General features: G+C 75.9%; 16 protein-coding genes. 9 read left to right on the top strand and 7 right to left on the bottom strand.

Translation table 11 applies throughout. From position 1 onward, the window contains the following. Window positions 1–175 precede the first annotated feature (175 nt). From V6D49_RS03085 to V6D49_RS03075, 3 genes are all read right to left on the bottom strand, one after another. Entirely contained in the window at window positions 176–1441 is a 1266-nt protein-coding gene (locus V6D49_RS03085; protein WP_340556860.1) for an HRDC domain-containing protein, read from the bottom strand. 125 nt (window positions 1442–1566) lie between these two features. Then, entirely contained in the window at window positions 1567–2229 is a 663-nt protein-coding gene (locus V6D49_RS03080) for a helix-turn-helix transcriptional regulator (protein ID WP_191208695.1), read from the bottom strand. 243 nt (window positions 2230–2472) lie between these two features. Next, the gene (locus V6D49_RS03075; protein ID WP_340556858.1) at window positions 2473–3186 is read right to left on the bottom strand and encodes a DUF3000 domain-containing protein; all 714 of its coding nucleotides are present in this window, start codon (window positions 3184–3186) and stop codon (window positions 2473–2475) included. Between the two features lie 101 nt (window positions 3187–3287). Here V6D49_RS03075 and hemE point away from each other — a divergent pair, with 101 nt between their 5' ends. From hemE to hemQ, 3 genes are read left to right on the top strand one after another with little or no spacing between them, the layout of a single operon-like run. Beyond that, window positions 3288–4352, top strand: coding sequence for a uroporphyrinogen decarboxylase (gene hemE / locus V6D49_RS03070; RefSeq protein WP_340556856.1), 1065 nt, complete (start codon window positions 3288–3290; stop codon window positions 4350–4352). 17 nt (window positions 4353–4369) lie between these two features. Next, on the top strand, window positions 4370–5767 hold the full coding sequence (gene hemG, locus V6D49_RS03065) for a protoporphyrinogen oxidase (protein WP_340556854.1): 1398 nt from the start codon (window positions 4370–4372) through the stop codon (window positions 5765–5767). Window positions 5768–5771: 4 nt separating this feature from the next. After that, window positions 5772–6488 carry a hydrogen peroxide-dependent heme synthase gene (gene hemQ / locus V6D49_RS03060; protein WP_340556852.1) on the top strand — a complete coding sequence of 239 codons (717 nt, stop codon included), beginning with the start codon at window positions 5772–5774 and terminating at the stop codon, window positions 6486–6488. Between the two features lie 3 nt (window positions 6489–6491). On the opposite strand, the gene V6D49_RS03055 is transcribed toward hemQ, so the two are convergent. Together V6D49_RS03055 and zapE are read right to left on the bottom strand one after the other, a co-directional pair. Beyond that, window positions 6492–7397 carry a polysaccharide deacetylase family protein gene (locus V6D49_RS03055; RefSeq protein WP_340556851.1) on the bottom strand — a complete coding sequence of 302 codons (906 nt, stop codon included), beginning with the start codon at window positions 7395–7397 and terminating at the stop codon, window positions 6492–6494. A gap of 55 nt (window positions 7398–7452) precedes the next feature. Then, window positions 7453–8610, bottom strand: coding sequence for a cell division protein ZapE (gene zapE, locus V6D49_RS03050; RefSeq protein WP_340556849.1), 1158 nt, complete (start codon window positions 8608–8610; stop codon window positions 7453–7455). 65 nt (window positions 8611–8675) lie between these two features. On the opposite strand from zapE, the gene V6D49_RS03045 reads away from it, so the two are divergent. Together V6D49_RS03045 and V6D49_RS03040 are read left to right on the top strand one after the other, a co-directional pair. After that, entirely contained in the window at window positions 8676–9485 is an 810-nt protein-coding gene (locus tag V6D49_RS03045) for a pyrimidine reductase family protein (protein WP_340556847.1), read from the top strand. A 113-nt stretch (window positions 9486–9598) separates the two neighbouring features. Beyond that, entirely contained in the window at window positions 9599–10066 is a 468-nt protein-coding gene (locus V6D49_RS03040; protein WP_340556845.1) for an indole-3-glycerol phosphate synthase, read from the top strand. Here V6D49_RS03040 and V6D49_RS03035 read toward each other — a convergent pair. Together V6D49_RS03035 and V6D49_RS03030 are read right to left on the bottom strand one after the other, a co-directional pair. After that, entirely contained in the window at window positions 10041–10757 is a 717-nt protein-coding gene (locus tag V6D49_RS03035) for an ABC transporter ATP-binding protein (protein ID WP_445330613.1), read from the bottom strand. The genes V6D49_RS03040 and V6D49_RS03035 overlap by 26 nt on opposite strands. A gap of 11 nt (window positions 10758–10768) precedes the next feature. After that, entirely contained in the window at window positions 10769–11842 is a 1074-nt protein-coding gene (locus V6D49_RS03030; protein WP_340556842.1) for an ABC transporter permease, read from the bottom strand. Window positions 11843–12007: 165 nt separating this feature from the next. Here V6D49_RS03030 and V6D49_RS03025 point away from each other — a divergent pair, with 165 nt between their 5' ends. The 4 genes from V6D49_RS03025 (at window position 12008) to msrB (ending at window position 15843) form a co-directional block, all read left to right on the top strand. Further along, window positions 12008–13243 carry a sensor histidine kinase gene (locus tag V6D49_RS03025; protein WP_340556840.1) on the top strand — a complete coding sequence of 412 codons (1236 nt, stop codon included), beginning with the start codon at window positions 12008–12010 and terminating at the stop codon, window positions 13241–13243. Further along, window positions 13240–13941, top strand: a complete 702-nt coding sequence (locus tag V6D49_RS03020) for a response regulator transcription factor (RefSeq protein WP_340556838.1) — start codon at window positions 13240–13242, stop codon at window positions 13939–13941. Before V6D49_RS03025 ends, V6D49_RS03020 begins: the two co-directional genes overlap by 4 nt. 88 nt (window positions 13942–14029) lie before the next feature. After that, window positions 14030–15436: a UDP-N-acetylmuramate--L-alanine ligase gene (murC, locus tag V6D49_RS03015; RefSeq protein WP_340556836.1), complete on the top strand. Its 1407-nt coding sequence runs from the start codon at window positions 14030–14032 to the stop codon at window positions 15434–15436. Continuing rightward, window positions 15436–15843, top strand: a complete 408-nt coding sequence (gene msrB, locus V6D49_RS03010) for a peptide-methionine (R)-S-oxide reductase MsrB (RefSeq protein WP_340556834.1) — start codon at window positions 15436–15438, stop codon at window positions 15841–15843. The genes murC and msrB overlap by 1 nt, the downstream gene beginning before the upstream one ends. Window positions 15844–15864: the final 21 nt, after the last annotated feature.

Here is a 15864-nt window from a genome sequence, read left to right as displayed (position 1 = left end):
CCCACCTCCATGCTACTAGCCGGTAACCGCCAAGCAAGGGGGTGCCCTCGATGGCCACTGCGGTTCCGGTCACATTGTGGGCGCGGGCCCTTCTCCTCGGGCGGGAGTCTGGGCGCCCGCCCAGGGGACGGGCGCCGTGCGCGGGCCTTGGTCATGGGGGGGCGCCCGGGGCCGGTCAGTCGGCCGAGGCGGTCAGCGCGGCGGTCAGGAGCGGCAGGGTCTGCTCGATCTGCCACTCGCGCGCGCCGTGCGAGCGCAGCACCTCGGCGACCGCGTCCGGCCCGTGGTCGGCCGGCGGCTCCCAGCACAGCCGGCGCACGGTGTCGGGTGTGATGAGGTTCTCCTGCGGCAGGGAGAGCCGCTCCGCGTGGGCCGTCACCGCGGCGCGGGCCGCCGCGAGCCGGGCGGCGGCGGCCGGGTCCTTGTCCGCCCAGGCGCGCGGGGGCGGCGGCCCGCCCGGCGCCTGGCCCGGCTGGGGCAGCGCGGAGTCGGGCAGGGCCCGGGCCCGGTCGACGGCGTTCTGCCAGTGCTGGAGCTGCTTGCGGCCGGTCCGGTTGCCGAAGCCGGACAGCTTGGCGAGGGCGTCCACGCTCTCCGGCACGGCGAGGGCGGCCTCGACGATGGCGGCGTCGGAGAGCACCTTGCCCGGGGAGACGTCACGGCGCTGAGCGACCCGGTCGCGCGTCTGCCACAGCTCGCGGACGACGGCGAGCTGTCTGCGCCGCCGCACCTTGTGCATGCCGGACGTCCGCCGCCAGGGGTCCTTGCGGGGCGGCGGCGGGGGAGCGGCTGCGATGGCCGCGAACTCCTCCCGGGCCCACTCCAGCTTGTCCTGCCGCTCCAGCTCCTTCTCCAGGGCGTACCGCAGCTCGACGAGGAGTTCCACGTCGAGCGCCGCGTAGCGCAGCCAGGGCTCGGGCAGCGGGCGGGTCGACCAGTCGACGGCGGAGTGGCCCTTCTCCAGGGTGTAGCCGAGGACACTCTCGACCATGGCGCCCAGGCCCACCCGGGGGAAGCCCGCGAGCCGGCCGGCCAGCTCGGTGTCGAAGAGGGTGCTGGGCACCATGCCTATGTCCCGCAGGCACGGGAGGTCCTGGGTGGCGGCGTGCAGCACCCACTCGGCGCCGTCCAGCCCGGCGGCCAGCTCCGACAGGTCGGGGCAGGCGACGGGGTCCACGAGCGCGGTGCCGGAGCCCGCCCGCCGTAGCTGGACGAGGTAGGCGCGCTGCCCGTACCGGTAGCCCGAGGCCCGCTCGGCGTCGACGGCCACGGGGCCGGTGCCCGCCGCGAAGGCGGCGACGACGGCCGCCAGCCCGTCCTCGTCCGCGATGACCGGCGGGATGCCGTCCCCGGGTTCCAGCAGCGGCACGGGGGCCGGTGCGGAGTCCTGGGACGGGGGCTGAGCTGCGCTGCCTGCTGCGGTCTCCTGTGCGTCGGTCACCCGACAAGGGTATCCGTGGCTCCCGGTGGAGCACCCGGTGACCGTGAGCGCACGCCCTCGCGCCCGCGACGGAACGTTCCGTCGCGGGCGCGAGGGCGGTGGCGCGGGCCGGTGGTCCGGGGCGCTCAGTGGATGATGCCGGTGCGCAGGGCGACCGCCACCATCCCGGCCCGGTCACCGGTGCCGAGCTTGCGGGCGATGCGGGCGAGGTGGCTCTTGACGGTGAGCGCCGAGAGCCCCATCGAGACGCCGATGGCCTTGTTCGACTGGCCCTCCGCGACCAGCCGCAGGACCTCGACCTCGCGGCCGGACAGCTCGCGCTGTCCGCCGGGGTGGCCGGGTGCGCCGTGCGGCCGCCGGTGGAGGCGTGCGGCGGCGGCGCCGATGGCTGCGGCGCCGGGGCGGGTGGTCATGCCCATGCTGTTGCGGGTGCCGGTGACGACGTAGCCCTTCACGCCGCCGGCCAGGGCGTTGCGCACCGCACCGATGTCGTCGGCGGCGGACAGCGCCAGCCCGTTGGGCCAGCCCGCGGCGCGGGTCTCGGACAGGAGCGTCAGACCGGAGCCGTCGGGCAGGTGGACCTCGGCGACGCAGATGTCGCGGGGGTTGCTGACCCGCGGGCGGGCCTCGGCGACGGACGAGGCCTCGATGACGTCGCGGACGCCGAGCGCCCACAGGTGACGGGTGACGGTGGAGCGGACACGGGGATCTGCCACGACGACCATGGCCGTGGGCTTGTTGGGACGGTAGGCGACCAGGCTGGTGGGGTGGTCGAGGAGAACAGACACCGAGCCTCCTGGGGAGTGGAGTGTGACGGCAGCCGACTGAAGCGCCAAGCCGGGGGATGTCCCTGGGGAAGGGTCACGAAGTGCTTCGGCAGCCGGGTCGGTGTCCTTTAGGGGAAGATCACGAACGAGTGAGGACAAATCTGCCAATTCGGACAGGGTGTCGAGCGTCTGACGCCCCCTCGGCGAGGTGTTCCGCCCTCCGTCCACCGCCCGGGCGGTTCCGGTACGCACCAGGGGCGGTCGCTACAGCGGACGCGGCCCTCGGCGCTGGGGCAGCGGCACGATGCCGGGGCCACCGGAGGGGTCGGTCCCCTCGCCGCTGTCCGCAGGCTCCGGCGGCAGCCCCGCGCACTGGCACAACAGGTCGCACCAGGCGCCCAGGTGGGCCGCCACGTCCGGAAGTCCCAAGGGGGCCAGCGGCGTCCAGGAGGCGCGCAGCTCGATCTCCGCCTCGGGGGGACGTCCGCCGAGCTGGCCGAAGAACCAGGACCCGGCCCGCGTCACCGTGCCGCCCGGGCGGCGCACCACGACCCCCCGGGCGTCGAGCGCCCCCGTCAGCCACGACCACGTCACCTCCGGCAGCAGCGGGTCGCCGGCCATCTCGGGCTCCAGCTCCGCCCGGGCCAGCGTCACGACGCGGAACGTGCCCTCCCAGCCCTCCTGGCCGCGCGGGTCGTGCAGCAGGACGAACCGCCCGTCCGCCAGTTCCTCGTCGTCCACGCTCACCGACGCCCCGAGCGCGTGCGCGTACGGGGCGAGCCGCCGGGGTGCGGGAAGGGGCTCCAGCTGTACGGCGCGCCTCAGCCGGGCCCCCGTCAGGGCCGCCACCGCCTGCCGGAACGCGGCCGGGACCGCCGCGTCGGACTCCCCGGGGGGCCCGGACGCGCCGGGTTCGTTCCGGGTGCCGTCCCCACCCTGCTCCGAGCCCTCCGCCTGCTGTCCTCGCGCCGCTGCCATGGGCCGAAGATTAGGCGCCGCGTGAGCGGGAGGCGGGGAGGAACACCCGGCGGTTCCCGGCCAAGTCGGACCCCACGGACGACCCGTGCGAGACTTCCCGTGTGAGTTCCGCTGACCGCCCCCAGGGCCCGCCGACCCAGACGTATGACTCCGCGTTCCTCAAGGCATGCCGCCGGGAACCCGTACCGCACACCCCCGTGTGGTTCATGCGGCAGGCGGGTCGCTCGCTGCCGGAGTACCGCCGCCTGCGCGAGGGCATCGCCATGCTCGACTCGTGCATGCGGCCCGACCTCGTCACGGAGATCACCCTCCAGCCCGTCCGGCGCCACGGGGTCGACGCGGCCATCTTCTTCAGTGACATCGTGGTGCCGCTGAAGGCGATCGGTGTCGACCTCGACATCAAGCCGGGCGTCGGCCCGGTCGTCGCGCAGCCGGTCCGCACCCGCGCCGACCTGGAGCGGCTGCGGCCGCTGGAGCCGGCCGACGTCTCCTACGTCACCGAGGCTGTCGGCATGCTGACCGGTGAGCTGGGCGGCACGCCCCTCATCGGGTTCGCGGGCGCCCCCTTCACCCTCGCCAGCTACCTGGTCGAAGGCGGCCCGTCGCGCAACCACGAGCACACCAAGGCGCTCATGTACGGCGACCCGGAACTGTGGGCGGACCTCCTGGACCGGCTCGCGGAGATCACCGCATCCTTTCTGCGGGTGCAGATCGAGGCGGGCGCGAGCGCCGTCCAGCTCTTCGACTCCTGGGTGGGGGCCCTCGCCCCGGCCGACTACCGCAGCCGGGTCATGCCGGCCTCCGCCAAGGTCTTCGAGGCGATCGCCGGGTACGGCGTGCCGCGCATCCACTTCGGCGTCGGCACCGGTGAGCTGCTGGGCCTCCTGGGAGAGGCGGGCGCGGACGTGGTCGGCGCCGACTGGCGGGTGCCGCTCGACGAGGCGGCCCGGCGCGTCGGGCCGGGCAAGGCCGTCCAGGGCAACCTCGACCCGGCGGTGCTGTTCGCGCCGCGCGCCGCCGTCGAGACCCAGGCCCGCTCCGTGCTCGACGCCGCCCGCGACCTGCCCGGCCACGTCTTCAACCTGGGCCACGGCGTCCTCCCGCAGACCGACCCCGACGCCCTGACCCGCCTCGTCGCCTACGTGCACGAGCAGACCGCGCGCTGAGAGGGGCGTCAGGCGGCATGCGCATCCTCGTCATCGGCGGCGGCATCTCCGGCCTCGTGGCCGCCCACCGGCTGCTGGGCCCGGGCGGCGGCACCGAGGTGACGGTCCTGGAGGCGTCCGGACGGCTCGGCGGCAAGCTGCGCGGCGGCGAGATCGCCGGTGTCGCGGTGGACCTGGGCGCGGAGTCCATGCTGGCCCGCCGCCCGGAGGCGGTGGAGCTGGCACGCGCCGTGGGCCTCGGCCCGGATCTGGAGCCTCCGGCCGTCGCCGGTGGCGCGATCTGGACGCGCGGCGCGGTGCGGCCCATGCCCCGGGGACACCTCATGGGCGTGCCCGGCGACCCCGCCGCGCTCGGCGACGTCCTCTCGCCCGACGGCCTGGCCCGCGTCGCCGAGGACGCCGACCTGCCGCGCACCGCGGTCGGCGAGGACGTCACGGTGGGCGGCTACGTGGCCGAGCGGCTGGGCCGGGAGGTCGTGGACCGGCTGGTGGAGCCGCTGCTGGGCGGGGTCTACGCGGGCGACGCGTACCGGATCTCGCTGCGCGCGGCGCTGCCGCAGCTGTTCGAGGCGGCCCGCCGCGAACGCTCCCTGCTGGCCGCCGTCCGGTCCGTGCAGGCCCACGCGGCGGCGCCGACGCCCGGGCCCGTGTTCATGGGGGTCTCCGGTGGCGTCGGACGGCTGCCGGGAGCCGTCGCGGACGCGGTGCGCACGGCCGGTGGCCGGATCTCGACGGGCGTGACCGCGCGGGAGCTGCGCCGCACCCCCGACGGCTGGGCCGTCGCCACCGACGCCGGGGTGCACCACGCCGACGCGGTGGTCGTCGCCCTGCCCGGCCCGGCCGCCGCGCGGCTGCTGCGCCACGAGGTGCCGACGGCGGCGGACGCGCTCGCCGGCGTCGACTACGCCTCGATGGCCCTGTGCACGCTCGCCTTCCGGCGGGCCGACCTCGGCCCCGAGCCCCCCGGGGGCAGCGGCTTCCTCGTGCCGCCGGTGGACGGCCGCACGATCAAGGCGTCCACCTTCTCCGCCAACAAGTGGGAGTGGGTCGCCGCCCAGGATCCGGAGCTGTTCGTCCTGCGCACCTCCGTCGGGCGGTACGGCGAGGAGGCCGTGCTCGAACGCGACGACGAGGAGCTGGTGGCCGCCTCCCTGGCGGACCTGCGTGACGCCGTGGGGCTGACGGCCACTCCGGTCGCCTCACGGGTGACCCGCTGGCCCGCCGGGCTGCCGCAGTACGCGCTCGGTCACCCGGGCCTGGTGGCCCGGGTCCGCGCCGCCGTCGCACAGGCGCCGGGCCTGGAGGTGTGCGGCGCCCTCTACGACGGCGTCGGCATCCCCGCGTGCGTCGCCTCGGCCCGGGCGGCCGCCGATCGGACCCTGACGTGGGCCGCCGCGGCGCAGGGGCGAGAATGAGGACATGACCAACGCACCTCACAAGGCCCCGAACGCGGGCAAGAAGGCCAAGGACCTCAACGAGGTCATCCGCTACACCCTGTGGTCCGTCTTCCGGCTGAAGGACGTGCTCCCGGAGGACCGCACCGGCTACGCGGACGAGGTCGAGGAGCTGTTCGACCAGCTCGCGGCGAAGGACGTCACGGTGCGCGGCACCTACGACGTCTCCGGGCTGCGCGCGGACGCCGACGTCATGGTCTGGTGGCACGCCGAGACCGCCGACGCCCTCCAGGACGCCTACAACCGCTTCCGCCGCACGAAGCTCGGCCGGGCGCTGGACCCCGTGTGGTCGAACATGGCCCTGCACCGCCCGGCGGAGTTCAACCGCTCCCACATCCCGGCGTTCCTGGCCGACGAGACGCCGCGCGACTACGTCAGCGTGTACCCGTTCGTCCGCTCCTACGAGTGGTACCTGCTGCCGGACGAGGACCGCCGTCGGATGCTCGCCGACCACGGCAGGATGGCGCGCGGCTACCCGGACGTGCGGGCCAACACCGTCGCGTCGTTCTCGCTGGGCGACTACGAGTGGCTGCTGGCCTTCGAGGCCGACGAACTCCACCGCATCGTGGACCTCATGCGCCATCTCCGCGCCTCCGAGGCCCGGCTGCACGTCCGCGAGGAGGTCCCCTTCTTCACCGGCCGCCGCAAGGCGGTCGCCGAGCTGGTGGCCGGTCTGGCCTGACGCTCAGCCCCGCTCGGCGCCCAGCAGCTCGGAGACGCGCACGAAGCGGTAGCCGCGCTCGCGCAGCGCCGGAACGAGCCGGCGCACCGCCTCGGCGGTGGTGGGCGCCGCGCTGCGGGTGCAGTGCAGGACGACGACCGAGCCCGGCCGCACGCCCGACAGCACCCGTCGGACGACGGCGTCGGCGTCCTCGGTGAACGGGTCGCCCCCGACGACGTCCCACTGCACGGCCGTCACCCCCGCCGGGGCGATGGCCCGCAGCGCGGCGTCGTCGTAGCAGCCGCCGGGGAAGCGGAAGTAGGGCACCGGCCGCTCCACCCCGGCCGCGCGCAGGGCGTCGAAGCCCGCGCGCACGTCGGCGAGCCGGCGCCGCGCGTCGAGGGCGGGCAGGCCGTGGCAGGGCTCGGTGAAGGCGTAGTGGGAGAAGGAGTGGTTGCCGACCTCGAACAGCGGGTCGCGGCCGAGCGCCGCCGTCTGGGCCGGGTAGGTGCGGGCCCACATGCCGGTGACGAAGAACGTGGCCGGGACCCGCTGCTCGCGCAGCAGCCGGACGAGGGCCGGGTGGTCGAACCGCTCGCCCGCCGCCGCGCGGTCCGCCTGCCCGGCGGTCATGTCGGCGTCAAAGGTGAGCGCGACCGGCTTCGTGCCGTGCCGCGTGCCCGCAACGCCCTCCGTTCCCTCCGCACGGGGGGCGCGCGGCCCGTGGCGGAAGACCGGGGTGCGGCCGTCCGGGGTGAGCGGCAGGGTGGCCGGCCGGTCCTCCCGGACGGGTGCCTCGGCCGCCGCGCGCTTCGGCCCGTCACCGTGCTCCGGAGGGGACGCGGGGGCGGCGCCGGTCCCGCAGGCCGCCGTCGCGGCCAGGGCCAGCAGCAGTGCCGGGCAGCGGATCAGGGCACGGAACGTGAGCACATCACGACGCTAATGCGATGATCGTACTTACGCGTCCTCCGTGCCCCCGTCCGGGTCACCCCTCGGTGGCGAGGCGCTGCCCGTCGCGGGCCAGGGCGGTGAGGCGGGATATCGCCCGGAAGTACTTCTTCCGGTACCCCCCGTTCAGCATCTCCTCGCTGAACAGCGCGTCGAACGGCCGCCCGGAGGCGAGCACCGGTACCTCGCGGTCGTACAGCCGGTCGGCGAGGACCACCAGGCGCAGCGCCGTCGCCTGGTCCGCGACCGGCGTCACGCCCGTCAGGCACACCGCCGTCAGGCCGTCGCACAGGGCGCCGTAGCGGCTGGGGTGGACCTGGGCCAGGTGGCCCAGGAGCGCGGGGAACGCGTCCAGGCTGGCTCCGGGCGTGCGGTAGGCCACCCGGGTGACCTCGTCGTCGCCGCACGGCCGCGGTGCCTCGGGCAGGCCCCGGTGGCGGTAGTCCTCACCGTCGATCCGCTGGGCGCGGAAGTGGGCCGACAGGCCCTGGATCTCGCGCAGGAAGTCGGCCGCCGCGAAACGTCCCTCGCCGAGCTTGCCGGGCAGGGTGTTGGACGTGGCGGCGAGCGCCACCCCCTCCTCGACGAGCCGCGCGAGCAGGGAGGAGACGAGCACGGTGTCGCCGGGGTCGTCCAGCTCGAACTCGTCGATGCACAGGAGCCGGTGCTCGGAGAGCGTCGCGACGGTCTGCTGGAAGCCGAGCGCCCCCACGAGGTTCGTCAGCTCCACGAAGGTGCCGAACGCCTTGCGCTCGGCCGGTGCCGGGGTGGCGTGCCACAGCGAGGCCAGCAGGTGCGTCTTGCCGACGCCGTACCCCCCGTCGAGGTACACCCCGCGCGGGCCGGTGGCCTCCGCGCGCTTCGGACGCCGGAACCACCGGCCCACGCCACCGCGCCCGCCGCCCGACGCCGTCGCGCCGCCGAGGGAGCGGGCGAAGTCGCTCAGCACCTCGACGGCCTCGGCCTGGCTCGGCTGGGCCGGGTCGGGGAGGTAGGTCTCGAAGCGCACCGCGTCGAACCGGGGCGGCGGGACGAGCTCGGCGACCAGCCGGTCGGCCGGGACGTGCGGATGCCGCTCGCTGAGCGCGGCGGGCGTCTCGTCGGCCGCCCCGGAGGCCGTGCCCGTGGGCGGCTCCGGGCGCTCCGGGGTCTTCGGCTGCGGAGTCGTGGCGGAGGAGGAGGCGGAGGTCGGCACGTCTGCCACTGTACGGCGCACGGGCCCCTCCCTCGGACGACAGTGGCCCGTGCCACACTGCGGTCATGCGACGCCTGTTCCCTTTGTCCCCCGATGCCTCCGGACATCCGGACGTCACCGTCGACCGCGAGTGGAGCCTTGCGGAGCTCGCCGACGCGTACGCCTACCCGGGGGCCGACGCGTGCCCACCGCACGGGCCCGAGCCCGCCGGCCGGAGCTGGCTGCGGGGCAACATGGTCGCGTCGCTGGACGGCGCGGCGCACCACGACGGCCGGTCGCAGCCCCTGTCCAACGCCACCGACATGCGGGTCTTCGGCGTGCTGCGCGGGCTGGCGGACGCCGTCGTGGTGGGGGCCGAGACGGTGCGCACGGAGGGCTACCGCCCGGCGAAGGCCCGCGCGGCGTTCGCCGAGCGCCGCGCGGCGGCGGGGCAGGCGCCCGCGCCCGCCGTCGCGGTGCTCAGCGCGGGCCTGGACCTGGACTTCACGGCGCCGCTGTTCACCTCCCCGGTGACCCCCACGCTGGTGGTGACGGGAGCCGGGGCGCCCGCCGAACGGGTCGAGGCCGCGCGGCACGCCGGGGCGCGGGTCGTCTTCGCGGGGGAGGGCGTGGGCGCCGACCCGGCCCGCGTCCCGGCGGCGCTGGCCGGGGAGGGGCACCGCAGGCTGCTGACCGAGGGCGGCCCCTGGGTGCTCGGGGAGTTCGCCTCGGCGGGCGTCCTGGACGAGCTGTGCCTGACCGTCGCACCCCGGATCACGGCGGGCGACGCCCCGCGGATCATGAAGGGCGCCACCTTCCCCGTCCCCGTGGAGTTCGCCCTGGAGTCCCTGCTGGAGGAGGCCGGCTTCCTGTTCACGCGTTACCGTCGGCAGTGACGGCGAAAGCGGAATTGAGCGTTCCGCTTTGCGTTCGCCGGGCAGACTCTCTCCAGCGCAGGAACGTTGGCTGTACGGGCCCCGCGGGGCCGTGGAGAAGAAGGGCACCCGCCGTGTTCACGACCGTACTCATGATCGAGAAGCCGCTGGTGCCGACGGACGTGGAGCTCGTCACCACCCTCCACGGCGAGGAGGAGGTCTCCTTCGTCGTCCTCATGCAGCCGCGCGGGCGGCAGGACCGCCTGCTGCGGGCCCTGGACGACGTCGCGCTCGGCGAGCTGGAGCAGGCCGTGCACGAGGCCGAGGAACCGGAGGACGGCGACGTCGCGCAGCCCGCCCGGCTCGCCCTCGAACACTCCCTCAAGTCGCTGCGCGAGACCGGCGCCGGGGCCGAGGGACGGCTGATCGACAAGCACCCGCTCGACGTCCTGAAGTCCGTCGTCGCGCGGTCCAACGCCGACGAGGTCATCGTGCTCACGGCACCGCACCTGGTGGAGGAGTTCTTCCACCGGGACTGGGCCTCCCGGGCCCGCCACCAGGTCGGCGTACCGGTGCTCAGGCTGTTCGCGCACGCGGAGTGACGCCCGCGCGGGCGGTGAGCCGGCCGTCGGCCATGTCCAGCACCCGGTCCGCGCGGCCGAGCACACTGAGGTCGTGCGTCACCAGGACGGTCGCGGTGCCGTGCCTGCGGGTCACCTCCCGCAGCAGCTCCGCCACCCGGGCCCCGCGCTCGTGGTCCAGCGCCGAGGTCGGCTCGTCGACCAGCAGCACCGCCGGCTCGCCGAACAGCGCCCTGGCGATGTTCACCCGCTGGCGTTCACCCCCGGAGAGCTGGTGCGGCCTGCGCCGCCGCCGGGACGCGTCCAGGCCGACCGTCTCCAGCAGCTCCTCCGCCCGGCGCCGCTCACCCGCCCGCCGCAGCGCCCGGCGTCCGCCCCGCAGGTGGGCCATCACCAGCAACTGCTCCACGGACGTCAGTGAGGGCAGGAGGTTCGGCTGCTGGAAGACGATGCCCACGGCCGTGCGCCGCCACGCGGTGCGGGCCGCCGCCCGCAACGCGCCGACGTCCTGCCCGGCGAGGCGGACCGTCCCGGCGTCCGGGCGCAGCAGCGTCGCGGCCACCGCCAGCAGCGAGGACTTCCCCGAGCCGGACGGTCCGGCCACCGCGACCAGCTCACCGGCCGCGACCCGCAGGCTGACGTCGTCCAGCGCGGTGAGCCGCCGGTCCCCGTCCGGGTAGGTGAGGCGCACGCGGTCCAGGGCGAGGGGGATCGGACGCTCGGTCATCGGCTGGCTCCCAGCGCGGTCAGGGGGTCGACGGAGGTGATGCGGCGGACGGCGAGCGCGGCCCCGGCCAGACCGAGCACGACCATGGCGGCCACCGGCGGCGCGGCCGTCCGCACGTCCAGGACGAAGGGCACCCCGCGCACCGCCACCAGCCCGCCCGCCAGCGCCAGGCCCGCGCCGAGCAGGGTGCCGCCCAGCAGGAGCACGAGGGCCTGGGCCAGGGCGTCGCGTACGAGGTAGCCGCTGCTCGCCCCCACGGCCTTGAGCACGGCGACCTCCGGTCGGCGCTGCACCGTCCAGACGGTGAAGAACGCCCCGGTCACCAGCGCGGCCACGACGAACAGGCAGCCCTGGACGAGCCGGAGGCTGCCCTGCTCGGCGGCGTGGCTCGCGATCCCCTCCACTGCGTCGCCGGTCGGCACGGCGGCCGTCGCGAGCCGGGCGTCGACCGCCGGGGTGTCGGCGTCGGCGGACAGGGTCAGGGCGAGCACCGTCGGCCGTTCGTGGCCGCTCACCGCGTGCCAGGTCGGCAGGTCCGTCCAGACGGTGGGGGCGTGGGCGTGGGCGCGGTCCTCGGTGACCCCGGAGACCGTCAGCTCCCGCGTGCCGAGCCGCACCGGCCCGCCCACGGCCAGCCCGTACTCCTCGGCGACCGCCGCACTGACCGCCGCCTCGCCCCGGCCCGGCGCCGCCCCCTCGGTCAGGCGGGGGAGCAGGGCCGGCGGGCCGCCGAAGAGGCTCACCGAGCCCGCGCTGTCCCGGCCCGTCAGCCGGGTCATCGCGACGCCCAGCGGCTCGGCCGCGCGTACCCCGTCCGCCGCAGCCCAGCCCCGCGCCTGCTCGGCGGAGACCGTGCTGTCGGAGAACGACACCTCCGGCTCGGCGCCGGTCGGCGCCCCGAAGGCGATCCGGTCGGCCGGCAGCCCGGCGACGGCCGAGGAGGAGTCCCGGGCCAGCCCCTCGGTGAGGCCGTGCAGGAACACCACCAACGTGGCGAGCAGCGTGACCACGACGCCCATCAGGGCGAACCGCCCACGGGCGAAGCGGAGGTCACGGAGGGCGACGAACACAGCGGGACTCCTGGTGGATCGGGGAGGGACGGTGACCTGCGGGGCCGCACGCCCTGCCGGACGGCGGCCGCTCCAGCCTCGCGGGCGCCGCCCCCGTGCGCATCGCCGACGCGGAGGGGCCCGTCGTCCCCCGTGCGGTGCACCCCGGAATCCACCGAACGGTTGATGGCGGCTGCGGCCGTCGCCCCCGCCGCCACCCGTACCCTCGGCGGAGTGAGCTCCGCCCCGCCCCCTCCCGCCGCCACCGCCCCGTCCGTGGAGCGGCTGCTGAGCGCCGCGCTGCACGGCACCTTCGCGGTGCTCCTCGTCGTCGCGCTCGCCGCCTCACCCGCCTGGCTCCTGCCGCCCGGCGCGCTGCTGGGCGCGGTGTACGCCGCCGGGGTGCTGGACGTCCGCCGGTCCCCGTCCCGGCGGCGTGCGCGGTACTGGCTCGGCGCCGTCACCGCGCTGTGGCTCTGCCTGCTGGCCGTCGAGGCGGACGTCAGCTACCTCGCGTTCCCGCTCTTCTTCCTCCAGCTGCACCTGCTCCCCACCCGCTGGGCGCTGCCCGCCGTCGCTTTCACCACGGGCGCGGTGATCGCCGCACAGGCGGCCGGCACCGGCGGGCTGACGGCGGCGAAGGTCGTCGGGCCGCTGGCCGGGGCCGCCGTCGCCGTGCTCACCGCCTACGGCTACGCCGCGCTGCACCGCGAGAGCCGGGAGCGGCAGCGGCTCATCGACGACCTCGTCCGCACCCGGGGCGAGCTGGCGGCCAGCCAGCGCGAGGCCGGGCGCCTGGCCGAGCGCCAGCGCCTCGCCCGGGAGATCCACGACACCCTCGCCCAGGGGCTGTCCAGCATCGTCCTCCTCAGCCGCGCCGCGCACAGCGCGCTCCCCGACGGCCCCACCTCCGCCACCGCCCGGGAGCACATCCGCGAAGCGGAACGCACCGCGGCCGACAACCTCGCCGAGGCCCGGCGCTTCGTGCACGCCCTCACCCCGCCGGCCCTCACCGACGCGCCCCTGCCCGAGGCACTGCGCCGCCTGACCGCCGCGCCGCTCGGCTCCGGTACCCGCACCGAGGTCACCTTCCGGGTGGAGGGCGAGCCCTGCCCGCTGCCGGTGGAGGCCGAGGTGGCACTCCTGCGGCTGACCCAGGAGGCGCTGGCCAACGTCGCCCGGCACGCCCACGCCCCGCGCGCCGCCGTCACCCTCGTCTTCCACGCGAGCGAGGTGACGCTGGACGTCTTCGACGACGGCGCGGGGTTCGTCCCCGGCGCCCCGGCGGGCGGCTTCGGGCTCCACGGCATGCGGGAGCGCATCGCGGAGCTGGGCGGAACGCTGTCCGTGGAGTCCGCTCCCGGCGAGGGCACCGCCGTGGCCGCGACCCTGCCGCTGCGCGCCCCCGTGGCGGTGCCGTGAACGCCGGGCCGGTGCGCGTGCTGCTCGTGGACGACCACCCCGTGGTGCGACGCGGACTGCGGGCCATCATCGAGGAGCTGCCCGGCGTGGCGGTCGTCGGGGAGGCGGGGGACGGCGCCGCCGCACTGGCCTTCCTCGACGCGGCGGACGGCGCCGACGCCGTAGCCGCCGCCGACCCCGCCGCCGACGACGCCCCCACGGGCCGGGCGCGGCCCGACGTCGTCCTGATGGACCTCCAGATGGGCGGCGGCATGCACGGGGTGGACGCCACCCGGGCCATCGCCGCACGTCCCGCGCCGCCCGCCGTGCTCATCCTCACCACCTACAGCACGGACGCCGACATCCTCGCCGCCGTCGAGGCCGGGGCCACGGGGTACCTCCTGAAGGACGCCCCGCCCGAGGAGCTGGCCGCCGCCGTCCGGGCGGCGGCCCGGGGCGAGACGGTCCTCGCGCCGACCGTCGCCGCCCGGCTGCTGGGCCGGGTGCGTGCGGGGCGCCCCACGCTCTCGCCCCGCGAGAGCGAGATCCTCCAGCTCCTCGCCGAGGGGCTGGCCAACCGGCAGATCTCCCGGCGGCTGTTCATCAGCGAGGCGACCGTCAAGACGCACCTGGTGCACATCTACGACAAGCTGGACGTCGACAGCCGTACGGCCGCCGTCGCGGCGGGGCTGGCGGCCGGGCTCATCAGGCCCGCCTGACCGGGGCCGCCCCGGCGGGGTGCGAGAATCGGGGCACGGCGCCGGGGTCCCGGGGCGCCGGCACGACGCAACCGAGGGAGACCCGCACATGGCACCGGCTGTCCCGTCCGGCATGGACAGACCGCACTTCATCGGCATCGGCGGAGCCGGCATGTCGGGCATCGCCAAGATCCTCGCCCTGCGCGGGGCGCGGGTGGCGGGCAGCGACGCCAAGGAGTCGGCCACGGTCGCCGCCCTGCGCGACCTGGGCGTCACCGTGCACGTCGGCCACGCGGCCGAGCACCTCGCCGCCGACGCCACGTCCGTCGTCGTCTCCTCGGCCATCCGCGCGGACAACCCCGAGCTGGCCGCCGCGGCCACCCACGGCGTCCCCGTCGTGCACCGGTCGGACGCCCTGGCCGGGCTCATGACGGACCACCGCACGATCGCGGTCGCCGGGACGCACGGCAAGACCACGACGACGTCCATGCTCGCCGTCAGCCTCGGCGCCCTGGGGCTCGACCCGTCCTACGCCATCGGCGGGGACCTGGCGGGCCCGTGCAGCAACGCCCACCACGGCACGGGCGGCATCTTCGTCGCCGAGGCCGACGAGAGCGACCGCAGCTTCCACGCCTACCGCCCCGACGTCGCGATCATCCTCAACGTCGAGCTCGACCACCACGCCAACTACGGCTCCATGGAGGAGATCCACGTCTCCTTCGAGACGTTCGCCGGGCGGATCCGCCCCGGCGGCACCCTGGTGATCTCCGCCGACCACCCCGGAGCGCGCGAGCTGACCGCCCGGGTGCGGGGCCTCGCGGACGTCACCGTCGCCACCTACGGCGAGTCGCCGGACGCCGACGTGCGCGTCCTGGACGTCACCGCGCGCGGCCTGACCAGCGAGGTCACCGTGCTCCTCGGCGGCGAACGGCTCACCTTCACCGTCTCCGTGCCGGGGCGGCACTACGCGCACAACGCCGTGGCCGCACTCGCCGCGGGCGTCGCGGCGGGGGTGCCCGCCGCCGCGCTGGCCGACGCCCTGGCCGCCTACACCGGCGTGGGCCGCCGCCTCCAGCGCATCGGGGAGGCCGGGGGCGTGCAGGTCATCGACTCCTACGCGCACCACCCCAGCGAGATGGTCGCCGACCTGGAGGCGATGCGGGCCGCCGCGCCCGAGGGCCGGGTCCTGGTCGTCTTCCAGCCGCACCTGTTCAGCCGCACCAAGGAGCTGGGCGCGGAGATGGGCGCCGCGCTGGCCCTCGCCGACGCCTCGATCGTGCTGGACGTCTACCCCGCGCGGGAGGACCCGATCCCCGGCGTGACCAGCGCGCTCATCACGGACGCCGCCCGCGCGCGCGCCGCGGACGTCACGGCCGCGCCCGGGCGGGACGCGGTGCCCGAGGCCGTCGCGGCCATGGCCAAGCCGGGGGACCTCGTCCTGACCATGGGCGCCGGGGACGTGACGGAACTGGCGCCGCTGATCCTGACCCGCCTGGAGAACGGAGGGGAGCACTGATGGCGTACGAGATCGAGAAGCCGGACGAGCAGTGGCGCGCCGAGCTGACCGACGAGGAGTACCGCGTGCTGCGGCAGGCCGGGACCGAGCCGGCCTTCCGGGGCGAGTACACCGACACCGACACCGAGGGCGTCTACGCCTGCCGGGCCTGCGGCGCCGAGCTGTTCCGCTCCGACACCAAGTTCGCCTCGCACTGCGGCTGGCCGTCCTTCTACGACCCGGCGGACACCGCCGCCGTGGAACTGGTCGAGGACCACTCGTTCGGCATGTCGCGCACCGAGGTCCGCTGCGCCCGCTGCGGCTCCCACCTCGGGCACGTCTTCTCCGGCGAGGGCTATCCCACTCCGACGGACCAGCGGTACTGCATCAACTCCGTCTCCCTGCGGCTGGAGCCGAAGGGGAGCTGAGGGACGCGGCGCCGGGCCGGC

Source organism: Streptomyces sp. GSL17-111 (assembly GCF_037911585.1).
Lineage (GTDB): Bacteria > Actinomycetota > Actinomycetes > Streptomycetales > Streptomycetaceae > Streptomyces.
This window is presented reverse-complemented; position numbering and strand designations above follow the sequence as displayed.